The 13,519-nt window shown below is 76.7% G+C and carries 11 protein-coding genes; 4 read left to right on the top strand and 7 right to left on the bottom strand.

Translation table 11 applies throughout. The features are described 5' to 3' along the window. The first annotated feature begins 18 nt into the window (after positions 1 to 18). Complete coding sequence (locus PGB27_RS16060; protein ID WP_274201379.1) at positions 19 to 1,413, top strand: HNH endonuclease signature motif containing protein; 1,395 nt, start codon at positions 19 to 21, stop codon at positions 1,411 to 1,413. Positions 1,414 to 1,666: 253 nt separating this feature from the next. After that, positions 1,667 to 2,908 (top strand): hypothetical protein, encoded by a 1,242-nt coding sequence (locus PGB27_RS16065; protein ID WP_274201380.1) that lies wholly within the window; start codon positions 1,667 to 1,669, stop codon positions 2,906 to 2,908. A gap of 3 nt (positions 2,909 to 2,911) precedes the next feature. Here the strand turns inward: PGB27_RS16065 and PGB27_RS16070 are convergent, their stop codons facing one another. Next, positions 2,912 to 5,104, bottom strand: coding sequence for an FUSC family protein (locus PGB27_RS16070; protein WP_274201381.1), 2,193 nt, complete (start codon positions 5,102 to 5,104; stop codon positions 2,912 to 2,914). Between the two features lie 71 nt (positions 5,105 to 5,175). Here PGB27_RS16070 and PGB27_RS16075 point away from each other — a divergent pair, with 71 nt between their 5' ends. After that, the gene (locus tag PGB27_RS16075) at positions 5,176 to 5,607 is read left to right on the top strand and encodes a tautomerase family protein (protein WP_274201382.1); all 432 of its coding nucleotides are present in this window, start codon (positions 5,176 to 5,178) and stop codon (positions 5,605 to 5,607) included. On the opposite strand, the gene PGB27_RS16080 is transcribed toward PGB27_RS16075, so the two are convergent. Further along, positions 5,604 to 6,731, bottom strand: coding sequence for an acyl-CoA dehydrogenase family protein (locus tag PGB27_RS16080; protein ID WP_274201383.1), 1,128 nt, complete (start codon positions 6,729 to 6,731; stop codon positions 5,604 to 5,606). The two genes, PGB27_RS16075 and PGB27_RS16080, sit on opposite strands and share 4 nt — an antisense overlap. Next, on the bottom strand, positions 6,728 to 7,936 hold the full coding sequence (locus PGB27_RS16085) for an acyl-CoA dehydrogenase family protein (RefSeq protein WP_408630077.1): 1,209 nt from the start codon (positions 7,934 to 7,936) through the stop codon (positions 6,728 to 6,730). Before PGB27_RS16085 ends, PGB27_RS16080 begins: the two co-directional genes overlap by 4 nt. Before the next feature lie 89 nt (positions 7,937 to 8,025). On the opposite strand from PGB27_RS16085, the gene PGB27_RS16090 reads away from it, so the two are divergent. Beyond that, entirely contained in the window at positions 8,026 to 9,237 is a 1,212-nt protein-coding gene (locus PGB27_RS16090) for an erythromycin esterase family protein (RefSeq protein ID WP_274201384.1), read from the top strand. A 5-nt stretch (positions 9,238 to 9,242) separates the two neighbouring features. Here the strand turns inward: PGB27_RS16090 and PGB27_RS16095 are convergent, their stop codons facing one another. The 4 genes from PGB27_RS16095 to PGB27_RS16110 all read right to left on the bottom strand — a co-directional run bounded on the left by PGB27_RS16095 (position 9,243) and on the right by PGB27_RS16110 (position 13,500). After that, entirely contained in the window at positions 9,243 to 9,827 is a 585-nt protein-coding gene (locus PGB27_RS16095; RefSeq protein ID WP_274201385.1) for an ASCH domain-containing protein, read from the bottom strand. A gap of 30 nt (positions 9,828 to 9,857) precedes the next feature. After that, a complete protein-coding gene (locus PGB27_RS16100) occupies positions 9,858 to 10,466 on the bottom strand; it encodes a DUF4190 domain-containing protein (RefSeq protein WP_274201386.1) in 609 nt (202 codons plus the stop codon). Positions 10,467 to 10,506: 40 nt separating this feature from the next. Then, a complete protein-coding gene (locus PGB27_RS16105) occupies positions 10,507 to 10,929 on the bottom strand; it encodes a hypothetical protein (RefSeq protein ID WP_274201387.1) in 423 nt (140 codons plus the stop codon). A 90-nt stretch (positions 10,930 to 11,019) separates the two neighbouring features. Continuing rightward, positions 11,020 to 13,500, bottom strand: a complete 2,481-nt coding sequence (locus PGB27_RS16110; RefSeq protein ID WP_274201388.1) for an ATP-binding cassette domain-containing protein — start codon at positions 13,498 to 13,500, stop codon at positions 11,020 to 11,022. Positions 13,501 to 13,519 lie beyond the last annotated feature (19 nt).

Raw genomic sequence — 13,519 nt, forward strand, 5'->3', positions numbered from 1 at the left:
GGGTCTACGTTCGAACACATGAGCGACGAGGTGGGGGTGGCGACGCGGCAGGCGTTGGAGCGCGCCCGCGCCGCCGAGCTCGCTCACCGGCGGGGCTACCACGAGCGTCTGGAGCGGGTCGCCGAGCTGGAGCGCATCGACGCCGCGGCCGAGACCGGGGACCGCGGGACGGAGCGCCTGGTGCAGGAGCTGTGGCGCGTGGCCCCGGCGGAGGCGACGCGGTTGGTGCGCGAGGCCCGCGACCTGTGCCCGCGGGCCTCGCTGCTGGGGGAGGAGCTGCCCCCGCGGCTGCCGTGCACGGCGACGGTCGCGGCGTCGGGGGAGATCGGGCCGGCGCACATCGCGATCATCAGGACGACGATGACGCGGCTGGACCGGGTGGACGACCTGCCGCCGTCGCGGTGGGCGGAGGCCGAGCAGACGCTCGCGGCGAGGGCGACCGAGCTCGGGCCGAGGGGGTTGCAGGCCGTCGCCGATCAGCTGCTGGCCCACCTGGACCCGGACGGTGAGGAACCGCCGGAGGAAGGGCTGGGTCGCGACGACGAGCTGCTGGTCGTGCGCCGGAAGGACGGTGCGGTGGTGTTCCGCGGTCGGCTGTCGGACCCGGTGGACGGTGAGGCGTTCGTCGAGGTGATCGACACACTGGCGGAGCCGTGCGGGCCCGACGACGAGCGCGAGCAGTCGCTGCGCCGCGCCGACGCGCTCAAGGACCTCGTGGGCGACGCCCGCCGGCCGCGCGGCATCGCGGCCGACGCCCGCGACGGCGTCGACGGCGGCGAGGACCTTGCGGACACGGCTGAGGACGAGGTCGAGCACGCTGCCGACGACGAGGCGCAGGTTGCCCTGATCCCCGAGCCGCGCCGCCTCCCGATCCCGGGACGCGCGCCGGTGGGGACGGAGCGCGGCGGGGTGGCGCGGCCGGGTCGGGCCCTGCTGACGATCACGATGGACCACCGGTGGCTCTGCGCGGCCCTCGGCGAGGGCGGGGGCGGGGGCACGTTGGACTCCGGCGCGCGGGTCGCGGCGGGCACGCTGCGGCGGTGGGCGTGCGACGCCGAGGTCGTCCCGCTGGTGCTGGGCACCCGGTCGGAGCCCCTCGACGTCGGGCGGGCCGCCCGCACCGCCCCCGACGCCATCCGCCGCGCGCTGCACCTGCGCGACGGCGGGTGCGCCTTCCCGGGCTGCGCGAGACGCCCACGGCGCTGCCACGCCCACCACATCCACCACTGGTTCGACGGTGGCGCCACCGCCCTGGACAACATGGTGCTGCTGTGCCGGTACCACCACCAGCTGCTCCACCGCGGCCGGTGGACCGTCGCGGTCCGGGACGGCATCCCCTGGTTCACCCCGCCGGACGTCATCGACCCCGAGCAACGACCACGACCCGGCGGCCGGCCCCGGGTCCCCCTCTGACGGGCTCGTGGCGGCTTCGGTGTGGCCTCCGGCACGGTCGCGACGCGTCGCCGGCGGGCGTGATTGAACGGCGCCCGCGGTGGGCACGCCGACGGTGAGATCGGAAGCTCTGCTTCCCTCGGCCCGTCGAGATGGTGGCGGGACGTCATCACTCCCGAGAACGCGACGACGGCCGAGGCTTCCCCACCGTGTCCCCAGGACACGGGTGTCCGCGTCCGTGCGCGCGCTCTCCTCTCCGCGCCAGGAGACGCCAGTGACCTCCACGGTGCCTCGCCACGACGAGACCCCCGACACGACCACCCCCGACACGACCACCCCCGACACGACCACCCCCGACAGCCCCGTCCGCACCGTCGGCCTGCTCGCCGACCCCGGCCTGCCGACCAAGCTCGCCGAGCAGGTCGCGGACGACCTCCCCGCCCTGCTCGCCGACCGCCTGCCCGGCCGCACCTGGCGCGTCGAGACCGCCGAGGGCCCGGTCGGCCTCGACGCCGAGGGCCTCCTGCCGATGCTGCGCCTGGGCTGCGAGCAGCAGCGCCGGCACGGCTGGGACATCGTCGTCATCGTCACCGACCTGCCGCGGCGGGCCGGGACCGAGCCGCTCGTCTCCGACTTCGGGTCCGACGACGGGGTCGGCCTGGTGTCGGTGCCCGCGCTCGGCGCGGTCGCGCTGCGCCGGCGGCTGCGCGCCGCGGTGGTGGACCTCCTCGACCACGGCCTCGCCGACCCCGCCACGCCGCCCGCGGCCGGTCCGACCCGTCGGGGCCTCTTCGGGCCGCCGATCTGCCGGATCGCCTCGGAGCACGAGGGCATCGACAGCCACCTCGCGCTGCACGGCACGCGGGGACGGTTGCGCCTGCTCGCGGGCATGGTCCGCAGCAACCGGCCGTGGCGTCTCGTGCCCAGCCTCTCGACGGCACTGGCCGCGGCGGCTGCCGGTGCCGCGTTCGGCATCTTCTACTCGAACATCTGGAGCCTCGCCGGCGACGCCGGCCCGTGGCGCCTCGCGCTGATCGCCGTGCTCGCGGTCGCGGCGATGAGCACCTGGCTGATCGCCGACAACCACCTCTGGGAGCGCGCCCGGTCGCGGCGGCTGCGCGCCGAGGTGCACCTCTACAACGCGGCGACGACGTCGACGATCGTGCTCGGCGTCGTGTGCTGCTACGCGCTGCTGCTGGCGCTCGCGGGGACGGCGGCGGTGGTCGTCATCCCGCCCGACACGCTCGCCGCGACCCTCGGCCACCCCGCCGGACCCGCGGCCTACCTGGCGGTGGCGTCGATGGCGACCTCGATGGGGATCGTCGCCGGCGCCGTCGGCTCGGGGCTCACCGCGCCCGAGGACGTGCGCGCCGCCGCGTACAGCACCCGCGAGCAGCAGCGTCGCGCCCGCCTCGACGCGGAGGACGACCGGGCCGCGGAGGGTGAGCAGGCCGAGCAGACCGAGCAGACCGAGCAGACCGAGCAGACCGGTGAGCAGGCCGGCCGGGCCGCCTGACCCTCACGCCGGGAGCGGCCGGCGGCCCGCGACGGTGACCGGGGCGAGCACGACCCCGAGCGCCGCGAGGTCGTCGGCCGACCAGCCGAGCCGACCCCAGGCGTCGACGAGCAGCAGCGTCTCCCGCGGGTGCTCGCGGCGGCCGGGCGCGTCGGCGATGGCGTGCAGGGCGCGGTCGAGGAAGTCGGCGGGGATCGAGAGGACCACCGACGGGGGCCGGCCCTCGGCCACCGCGCGCCCGACCGCGGCGTAGCCCTCGGCGAGGGCGGTCGCGTCGCGGTCGAGCTGCGCGAGGAGGTCGGGCCACGGGACGGTGCGGTCGTCGGTGTCGTCGTCGAGGGCCGAGCGGACGGTGCGGATGGTGCGGTGCGCGACGCCGAGGACGGTGAACCAGTCGACGTCGTCCTCGTGGCGCCGACGGCGCTCGGCGCGGTACTGCAGGAAGTCGGCCTCGAGGAACAGCAGCTCGCGGTCGTTCTCGTGCAGGCGCTCGAGGAGGTCGGCGCGCCGGCCGGTGCCGGTCGTCCACGCCACCATCGCGGTGATCAGCCCCGACAGGGCGTGCAGCGAGCGGACCGCGTCCCGGCGGACCTCCCCGTGACCGCCCGCGGGCCACACCGCGGCGCCGACGGCGATCCCGACCACCGCGCCGACCGCGACGTCGAGCAGCCGCACCCCCGCCAGCGACGGGCCCGCCGGCGCGAGCTGGGCGAACAGCACGGCGACGAGCACGGTGAAGCACGCCTGCGCCGCGATCATCCCGATCAGCTGGCCCGCGAGCACGGAGGCGACGCACAGGACCGGGAAGAGCGCCGCGTACACCGCCGTCTGCGTCCCGACCACCTCGAGCAGCCCGGCCGCCACCACCGCCCCGGCGGCCGTGCCGACGATCGCGGGCAGCAGCGTGGCGCGCGTCGAGGTCACCGACGTGCGCATGAGCGTGAGCGTCGCGAGCAGCACCCACAGGCCGTGCGAGAGCTCGAGCCCCCCGGCGACGAGGCGGGCGATCGCCAGGCCGATCCCGAGCCGCACGGCGTTCTGCAGGTACACCGAGCGCAGCGACAGGTGCACGCGGATGCGTCGCGTCCAGAGCTCGACGAGGGGCGCGCTCGTCCACCACGCGAGGTCGTCGAGGGCCCGCGTCCGACCCTTCGGGTCGACGGCCACCGCGGCGGCCTGCACGGCGACGTGCGCGGCGGTGAGGACCTGGCCGACCGCCACCGCCGAGCGCGCGTGCGCCACGGCCTCGTCGCCGTCGAGCAGGGTGGCGACGACGGTGAGCCGGCGCTCGGTGTAGTCGGCCCGCGCCGCGTCGATCGCCGCGGCGTCGGGCACCGGGCCCGCCCCGCGCAGGGCGACGGCGGTGTGGCGCAGCGCCGTCGCGGTCGCCGCCAGCGGGCGCGTGGCCTCGTCGGGCACGCCGACGCCCCGCGCGTCGGCGGCCAGCAGCACCTCGGCGCGGCCTTGCGCCGCCCGCAGCGCGGCACCGAGGTGCCCGAGACCCCGGTCCTTCGGCCCCGGACCGGTCGGGCGCACCTCCCACGGGGTGGCGAGGAACTTCAGCCGCCCGACGGCGTGCGCGGACGCGGCGCGGCGGGCGGCGACGTCGGGCGCGCCGGTGGCGAGCGCGTCGAGCAGGTCGGCGAGGGCCCGCGCCGCGGCGGCCGCACGGCACGCGTAGCTCTCGATCGGCCGGGGCGGCCAGAGCACGCGGTCGGCGAGCGCGAGCAGCCCCATGCCCAGCGCGAGGCCGAGCACGCGCTCGGGCAGCGTCTCCGGGGCGAAGGGCGGGAACGACGGCAGGATGTAGAGCAGCTGCAGGCCGTTGGCGACGCCCGCGGGCCGCGCGCCGCCGATCGGCAGGAACGCGACCACGATCCCGACGACGAGCATCCCGACCGACGCCGCGATCGTGCTGCCGGCGAGCAGCGTCCCCACGGCGAGCAGCACGGTGCCGGCGACGAAGCTCGCGACCAGGGTGCGGGTGCGTTCGCGCGGGGTGCCGACGACCTGCGAGAGCACCCCGAACCCGATCGCCCCGAACGCCGCGTAGATCGCGGCCGTCGTGCTGTCGAGGCCGTAGCGGCACACCATGAACGCGACCGTGGCGACGACGGCGACCCGCACCGCGCGTCGCGTCGCCGTGAGCCCCGGGTCGCGGCGCAGGAGCCACCGCAGACCCCGCCGACCCGCCATCGCTGCAGTCTGCCCGGCGCGGGGTGCTCCCGGACAGTCTCGGGCGCCGCCTCTGGACGGTGGCCGTTCGGTTGACCAAGCTTCTCGCGTCGCCGCCGACCCCCGGGAGCCACCACGTGCCGACCTACCTCGTCCGCGCCCGCACCGAGACCCTCGGGCCCGGACGTCGAGCACGTCTCGCCGAGCACCTCACCACCGCGCACGCCGACACCACCGGCACCCCGCCCGGGCTCGTCCAGATCCTCATCGAGGACGTCCAGGGCCGCGACCACTTCATCGGCGGCCGTCTGGCGCCGACGGGCTCGGTGTTCGTGCGGGGGCACGTCCCCGCCGACGCCGACGAGGCGACGATGCGCGCGCTCGCCGGCGCCGCGCGGGACGCCGTGGTGTCCGCGACCGACGTGGCCGCGGAGCTGGTGTGGGTGTACCTCTCCGCGATGGCCCCCGAGGGGGTCGTGGAGGCGGGCACCCCGCACACCCCGAGGGGAGCTGCCCCGATCTAGGCCGGCAGGTCCACGAGCTCGGCCAGCACCGTGCGGTGGTGGTCGGCCGAGCCGAGGACCAGCGCGTCGGCGCGGGCGCGCTTGAGGAACAGGTGCGCCGGGTGCTCCCACGTGAACCCGATGCCGCCGTGCAGCTGCAGCCCGTCCTCGGCCGCGAGCAGCGCGACCTCGGCGCCGTGCGCCGCCGCGACGGCCGTCGCCACCGGCAGGTCCGGTGACCCGTCGGCCGCGCACCGAGCGGCGTAGCGGGCGGTCGCGCGGGCCTGGGTGATCGCCACCCACAGGTCGGCGAGCCGGTGCTTGAGCGCCTGGTAGGACGCCAGCTGCCGGCCGAACTGGTGGCGGGTGCGCAGGTAGGAGACGGTGTCGGCGAGGCAGCGCTCGGCGAGCCCGAGCTGCTCGGAGGCGAGGATCGCCGCGCCGATGCGCAGCGCCCCGTCGACGTCGGCACCGGCCACGTCGCCGCCGGTGACGATGCGCGCGGGCGCCCCGTCGAACGTCACGTCGGTCAGCCGGCGGGTCATGTCCAGCGACTCGACGGTCGTGCGCGTGACGCCGTCGCCGTCGGCCTCGACCACGGCCACCCCGCCCTCGACGGGCACGAGCAGCACGTCGGCGGTCACCGCGTCGATCACGGCGGTGACGGTGCCCTGCAGCAGGTCACCCGCGCCCTGCCGCTCGACGGTGACCGGCACCGGCCGGCCCGCGCCGCGGGTGGCGCCGACCGCGAGCGCCGCGGTGCGCTCGCCGGCCGCGACGGCCGCGAGCAGCTCGTCCTCGCCCGTGCCCAGCAGCAGCGCCGTGGCCACGACGCTGCCGAGGAACGGGACGGGCGCGACCGCGCGGCCGAGCTCCTCGGCGACGACGGCGACCTCGCGCCACGACGCGCCCGCGCCGCCGCGCTCCTCGGGCACCGCGAGGCCGGCGACGCCGATCTCCTGGGTGAGCCGCTTCCAGAGCTCGGTGTCGACCGGGTCCTCGGTGTCGGTGCGCCGCAGCACCGCGTCCCACGGCGCCTGCTTCTCGACGAGCGCGCGGACGCTCGCGCGCAGGTCCTCCTCGACGTCGGAGTAGAGGAGGTCGCCGGTCTCGGGGGTCGTCGGGGTCGTGGCGGCAGCGCTCATCGGGGCAGGTCCTTCCACGGCACGTCCTTGTCGGCGCGGGCCTCGGCGGGCAGGCCGAGCACGCGCTCGGCGACGACGTTGCGGAGGATCTCGGACGTGCCGCCCTCGATCGAGTTGGCGCGGAAGCGCAGGTAGCGCCAGCCGGCGTCGCGGCTGCCGTAGTCCTCGACCTCGGGGCGCCGCTCGGTGTAGTCGGGGTAGCGCAGGCCGTCCTCGCCCTGCAGCTCCAGCTCGAGGCTCGAGCACTCCTGGTTGAGCCGCGCGTAGGTGATCTTCACGCCGGAGCCCTCGGGGCCGGGCTGGCCGGCGGCCTGCTGCTGGCCGAGGCGCTCGGCGGTCAGGCGCGCCGCCTCGGTCTGCACCCACAGGCGCAGCATCCGGTCGTGCAGGCCGGGCGTGCGGGCCTCGGGGTGCTCACGCCAACGGGCCGCGAGGGGGCCGACGGCGCCGCTCTCGCGCGGCAGCGTCCCGCCGCCGATGGCGACGCGCTCGTTCATCAGCGTGTACTGCGCGACAGCCCAGCCCTGGCCCACCTCGCCGAGGCGCTGGTCGTCGGGGACGCGGACGTCGGTCAGGAAGACCTCGTTGAACTCGGCCTCGCCGGTGATCTGGCGCAGCCCGCGGACCTCGACCCCGGGCGCGGTCATGTCGACGACGAAGTAGCTCAGGCCGCGGTGCTTGACGGCCTCGGGGTCGGTGCGGGCGAGGAGGATGCCCCAGCGGGCGTGGTGGGCCATCGAGGTCCACACCTTCTGCCCGTTGAGCACCCACGCGTCGCCGTCCCACACGGCGCTGGTGCCGACGCCCGCGAGGTCGGACCCCGCGCCGGGCTCGCTGAACAGCTGGCACCAGATGTCCTCGCCGGTCCACAGCGAGGGCAGCCAGCGCTGCTTCTGCTCGTCGTCGCCGAAGCGCAGGATCGTCGGCGCGGCCATGCCGAGGCCGATGACGTTGAGGCGGGGCCTGTTCTCCGGCGCGCCCGCGCGGGCGAAGGCGGCGTCGACGGCGGCCTGCAGGCCGTTCTCGGCGCCGAGGCCGCCGAGCCCCGCCGGGTAGTGCACCCAGGCGAGGCCGGCGGCGAACCGCTCGCGGAGGAACTGGGCGGGGTCGGTGCTCGTGGGGTCGTGCTCGGCGAGGAACTCCTCGACGCGCCGCGCCAGGGCTGAGGCGTCCGGCGCGTCGGGCGGGCTGTCCGTGGTCGTCACCCCTGCACCCTCCGTCGCCGGCCCGCGGCTGTCGAGCCCCGACGGGCCCCGACGCCCCGGCGTGATCGCCACCTGCCAGGGTGCTCGGCGTGAGCGCTCCGTCGACCGAGCTGTCCCGCGCCCTCGCGGCCCATGCCCGGCCGCTCGGGGTGCCCGACGACCTGCCCGACGGTGAGCCCGCCGAGGAGGGCCTCGCCGCGTGGGTGCGGGCCGCCCGCACGGCGCGGGTGGTCGCGCTCGGCCCGGCCCTCGGCGGGACGCGCGAGCTCGCGGCGCTGGCCGGTCGGTGCGTCGAGGAGCTGGTCGGCGACCCGGAGGACGGCATCGGCACGCTCGCACTGCAGGCCGCCGAGTCCGGGACGACGGTGCTCGACGACCACGTCCGCCACGGCACCGGCCACGCCGGCGGCCTCAACGAGGCGCTGCAGGGCCTGGGCTCGTGGAGCTGGCACACCCGCGAGGTGCTCGACGTCGTCCGCGCGCTCGCCGCCCGCGGCGGGGTGCGCGTCGTCGGCATCGACCCGCGCCGCCCCGCGCCCGCCGTCCGGGTCGTCGGCGCCTTCCTGCGCACCGCGGCGCCGGACGCGCTGCCGCCGGTGGCCGACGCGCTCGCCGACCTCGCGGTGGGGTACGGCGACGGCGCCGCCACACGCGCGGCGGTCGAGCAGGTGCGCGAGCAGCTCGAGCGCGACGTGCCCGCGCTGGTCGCGGCCACGTCGCCCGCCCGGCACGCGGAGGCGGTGCGCCACGCCCGGTTCCTCGCGCGCGCCGCGGAGCTCGCTGCCGCCCCGCCCGGACGCGCCGACGCCGTCGCCGCGAGGCTGATGGCCGACGCGGTGCTCGAGGCGATGGAGGAGGACGGTCGCCTCGTCCTCTGGGCCCACGCCGACCACGTCGTCGTCCGCGAGCAGACCCTCGGCGCGCACCTGCGCGAGCGCCTGGGCGACGACTACCGCGCGCTGGTGCTCTCGGCGGGCACGGGGACCGTGCGCGCGATCCGGCGCCGGCGGCTCTTCGGCCCCACGCGCACCCCGGCGACCCACCGCCTCGGCGAGGTGCCCGCGTCCTCGCTCGAGGGCGTGCTGCTCGACGCCGTGCCGCGGGACGCGGTGCTCGACCTCCGCGACCCGGCCACCCCGCCCACCGTCACCGCGTGGGCCGGCGAGGCGACGGTGCGGCGCTCGGTGGGCGACGAGGTGTCCGCGGCCGCGCCGGCGCGGGCGACCGTGCCGTGCGTGCCGGGCACCGAGCTCGACGGGGTCGCCGTGGTGCGGGCGGTGCACCCGGCCCGGGCCCTGTAGCGCGGTCAGCGTCGGGCGGCGAGCACCGCCCGGCCCCGCGGGGAGAGCTCGTAGCCGACCGGCAGCGAGTGCGTCAGCCCCAGCGCCTTGAGCCGGCGCACGTCGGCCTTGAACGGCGCGGTCTCGCGGCCGAAGGAGGCAGCGAGGTCGGGGGCGCGCACGCCGGGACGGTCGGCGATCGCCGCGAGCGTGGCCCACGCCCAGGGCCCGTGGCCGCTGCGCGCGTCCATCGCGTCGAGGCGCCCCGCGACGGCCGCGAGGTCGTCGGCGTCGGGCACCGTGGCGGCGAGCTCGCTGCGCGGGTCGGGCTCGTCCAGCGGGTGGAAGCGCACGCGGTAGAGCTCGGCGTCCGGCACCGCCTGCTTCGCGGCCGCGGCGAGCAGGGCGTCGACGGAGTCGAAGCCGGCGCGCCGCGCGTCGTCCGGGCCGAGGTCCTCCGGGCGCACGACGTCCACCTCGTCGACCTGCAACCGGCCGATCGGCGTCCGGTAGGGCCGCCCGGGACGGACCTGGGCGCGCCGCCATCGCCGGAACGTCAGGTCGACCTCGCCGCGCGCGACCGGCTCGGCGAACCGCAGCGCGAAGAGCACGGTCGACGATGGTGCCAGGCGGCTCGTCCGTCAGATCGTGCCGAGCCCGACCACGAGGAAGAAGAGCCAGAACGCGATCCACCCGATGATCGGGAGGTAGCCGAGCACCAGGCCGGCGATCGTCATGCCGTGGCCCGCGTACCGGCCGCTGCCGGTGTCTCGCCAGGCGAGGTGCCCGCAGATGACCGCGGCGATGGAGGCGAGGCCCGCGGTGAAGAAGCCGAGGATGCCGCACACCAGCGCCGCCACCGCGAGCCCCGACGTCGGCGGCCCGCTCGCGGAGGGCGGGCCGTAGCCGCCGTGGGGCGCGGACGGGTACGGCGCCGGCGTCGCGTGCGGCGTCGACGCGTACGGGTTCTGTCCGTACGGAGCCGATCCGTACTGCTGTCCGTAGGGCGTCTGCCCGTACTGCCGGCCGTAGGGCTGGGGCACCTGCCCGTACGGGTCGTGGCCGGCAGCGCGGTCGGCGGCGTACGGGTCCGAGTAGGGCTCGAGCGCGTACGGGCTGGGCTCGAAGGCGCCGGAGGAGTACGGCTCGGGGCGTGACCCGTGCGGCGCGTCCCGCGGGTCGGGGGCCGACGGCGCGGGGGTCTCGACCCCGTCACGACCGTCGCGCGGCGGTTCCCACGGCGAGCTCACGCTCGGGATCGTAGTGGCGCGCGGCGGGCGCCGGGCGCGGTCAGGAGGCCGGGATGACGATGTCGGCGTAGGTGTCGCCGTCGGTGTCGGCGACCGCGACCGGGCCGTCCTCGCCGTAGGCCGCGCCGTCGGTGACGGCCGCGTCGCCGTAGCCGTCGGCGTCGATGTCGAGGACGACCTCGTCGACGGCGCCGTCGCGGTCGTGGTCGGAGACCGCGTACTCGTCGTACCCGTCGCCGTCCTCATCGGCCGACGCGGTCTCGGCGTAGCCGTCGCCGTCGGCGTCGGTGGCCGTCGACTCGTAGTAGCCGTCGCGGTCGCCGTCCCACGAGGTCATGCTCGGCGTGCCCGCGGGGAAGGACAGGAGGCCGCCGTCGGCGCCGTAGGTCGTGCCGTCGCCGGAGGTGTAGGTGTCGGGGCCGGTGGTGTCGGTGGTGCCGGTGGCGGTGCCGGGGTCGCTCATCGGGGTCTCCTCGCCGAGGTGATCGGTGCGTCGACCCTCTGACGGTGCGGGCACCCGCCGATGTTCCCGTGGGAATGCTGGCAGGACCGCTCAGCGTCGCCGACGTCCCCGGATGGGCTCGATGCGGCGCAGCAGCACGGCCGTGACCAGCGCGAACAGCACGGTGAGGCCCACGAGCGCGCCGAGGTCGAGCACCCAGGTGGCGGCGTCGTGGTCCCACAGCGGGTCGCGCTCGCGGTACGGCGTCGGGAGGCCCGGGCCGCTGGGGACGGCGACGGTCGACGCGCCGAGCGCGAACCCCCAGCGTGCCGGCACCAGCCAGGACAGCTGCGCGAGCACCGGGCTGTCCTGGATCTGCAGCAGCGCGCTGGACAGGATGAACTGCAGCATCGCGAGCAGCACCAGCAGCGGCATGCCGCGGTCGGCGTTCGTGATCGCCGCGGACACGGCCAGCCCGAGCGCCATGCTCGCCACGGCGACGCCGACGAGCGCGACGACGATCTCGAGCACCCCGGACCCGAGCACCGCCGGCGCGTCCGGACCCGGCCGGCCGAGCAGGCCCAGCAGCCCGAGCAGGACGGCCTGCACGCCGGTGACGACGACGAGCACGCTGAGCTTCGAGGCGAGGTAGGCGCCACGCGAGAGCCCGATGGCGCGCTCGCGGCGGTAGATCTCGCGTTCCTTGACGATCTCGCGGATGGCCGCCGCCGAGCCCATGAGCGCGGCGCCGACCACGAAGACGAGCAGCAGGCTGTTCGGGTTGCCGGGGGTGCCGCGGAACTGCGCTTCCTGCGACAGGCCGGTGTCGCCGGGCAGCGCGTGGGTGAGCACGGCGAGCAGCAGCGGCAGGACGGCCATGAAGATCGTGTACTGGCGGTCGGCGAGCACGACCGCGAGGTAGCGGCGGGCGAGCACCGCGAACTGGGTGGTCACGGGCTGCTGGCGCGGCGCGGCGGCCGGTGCGGTCGGCCCGAGGTGCTGGTGGCGGCGTGACGCGGGCGCCCCGACGTAGCGGGCCCACTGCGGGGAGCGGCGGTAGCGGTCGGCCCAGTCGACGGTCTTGTCGCGGTCGAGGAGCAGGAACAGGTCGGCGAAGTCGGTGACGCCGAAGTAGGCCAGGGCTTCCTGGGGTGGTCCGAAGTAGGCGACGGTGCCGCCGGGGGCCAGGAGCAGGAGGCGGTCGCAGACGTCGAGGTTGGCGACGTTGTGGGTGACCACGACGACGGTGCGTCCGTCGTCGGCGAGGCCGCGCAGGGTGTGCATGACCGATTTGTCGAGGCCGGGGTCGAGGCCGCTGGTGGGTTCGTCGAGGAAGAGCAGGGAGGGGCGGGTGAGCAGTTCGAGGGCGACCGAGGTGCGTTTGCGCTGGCCGCCGGAGAGGGAGTCGATGCGCTGGTCGGCCTGGCCGGTCAGCCCGAGCTCGCCGATGACCTCCTCGATCCGGCGATCGCGGTCGGCGGCGGACACGTCGGTGGGGAAGCGCAGCCGCGCGGCGTAGGCGAGCGCGCGCCGCACGGTGAGCTGGGGGTGCAGGATGTCGTCCTGGGGGACGAGGCCGATGCGCTGGCGCAGTTCGTCGTAGTCGGCGTAGAGGTCGCGGTCGGCGTAGGTGACCACGCCCTCGTCGGCGGGCCGGAACCCGGTCAGCGCCCGCAGCAGCGTCGACTTCCCGGCCCCCGACGGCCCCACCACCGCCAGCAGGCTCCGCTGCCCGAGCGAGAACCCGACACCCTGCAGCAGCACCTTCCCGCCCTCGCGGACGACGAGACCGTCGGCGCGGAACCCGATGTCGCCGGTGTCGACGTGCTCGACGAGGCTGACGGATCCGTCCTGGCCCACGTCGAGGTGGAACAGCGCGTGCCCGATGCCGACGACGGACGCCGGGCCCACCGGCGCGCGGCGCACCCGGGCGCCGTCGACGAACGTGCCGTTGGGGCTGCCGAGGTCGGCGATGTCCCAGCCGCCGTCGGGTCGTCGGAGGAGCTCGGCGTGGTGGCGGGAGACGAGCAGGTCTCCGACGACGACGTCGTTGTCGTCGGCACGCCCGATCCGCACGCGCGGGGCGGCCGCGGCGGGCCCGCTCGGGGGCAGGTCGGTGGTCGCGAGGCGGTGCACCGCGGACAGACGGCCCTGCGCCGACGACCGCTGCGCGGCGGGCACCGTCGCCGTCGCCGACCGGTCGGCTCCCGGCACGGGACCGGGCACCGGCGCGGGACGCGGCGGGACCGTCGCGGCGTGCAGCTCGGGGCCCTCGGCGGCGTCGCCGAGCCGGATCGTCACCGGCCCGGTCACCGTGATCTCCCGGAACGGGCGGCCCGCGGCGAACGACCCGTTGCGGCTGCGGTCGACGAGCTGCCAGCCCGCGGGCGTCGAGCGGATCAGCAGGTGCTCGCGCGAGACCCGCGGCCCGAGGACCTGCAGGTCGGAGGACTCGTCGCGCCCGACGACCAGGCCCTCGCCGGGGCGCAGGGTGCGGTGCTGGCCGCCGGCGCGGATCTCGAGCGACGGCGACGGCGACGGCGGCGGCGTCGGACCGGGCGGGGCGCCCGCCCGCACGGGGTCGAACGCCATGCGCGCACCGTAGGTGGTC

Origin of the sequence: Actinomycetospora lemnae, from assembly GCF_028737315.1 — a bacterium.
Lineage (GTDB): Bacteria > Actinomycetota > Actinomycetes > Mycobacteriales > Pseudonocardiaceae > Actinomycetospora > Actinomycetospora lemnae.

Coding starts and splice junctions, on each gene's coding strand:
- PGB27_RS16060 (WP_274201379.1), top strand. CDS start 19: ATGAGCGACGAGGTGGGGGTGGCGACGCGGCAGGCGTTGGAGCGCGCC.
- PGB27_RS16070 (WP_274201381.1), bottom strand. CDS start 5,104: ATGGCGGGTCGGCGGGGTCTGCGGTGGCTCCTGCGCCGCGACCCGGGG.
- PGB27_RS16080 (WP_274201383.1), bottom strand. CDS start 6,731: ATGAGCGCTGCCGCCACGACCCCGACGACCCCCGAGACCGGCGACCTC.
- PGB27_RS16105 (WP_274201387.1), bottom strand. CDS start 10,929: ATGAGCGACCCCGGCACCGCCACCGGCACCACCGACACCACCGGCCCC.
- PGB27_RS16110 (WP_274201388.1), bottom strand. CDS start 13,500: ATGGCGTTCGACCCCGTGCGGGCGGGCGCCCCGCCCGGTCCGACGCCG.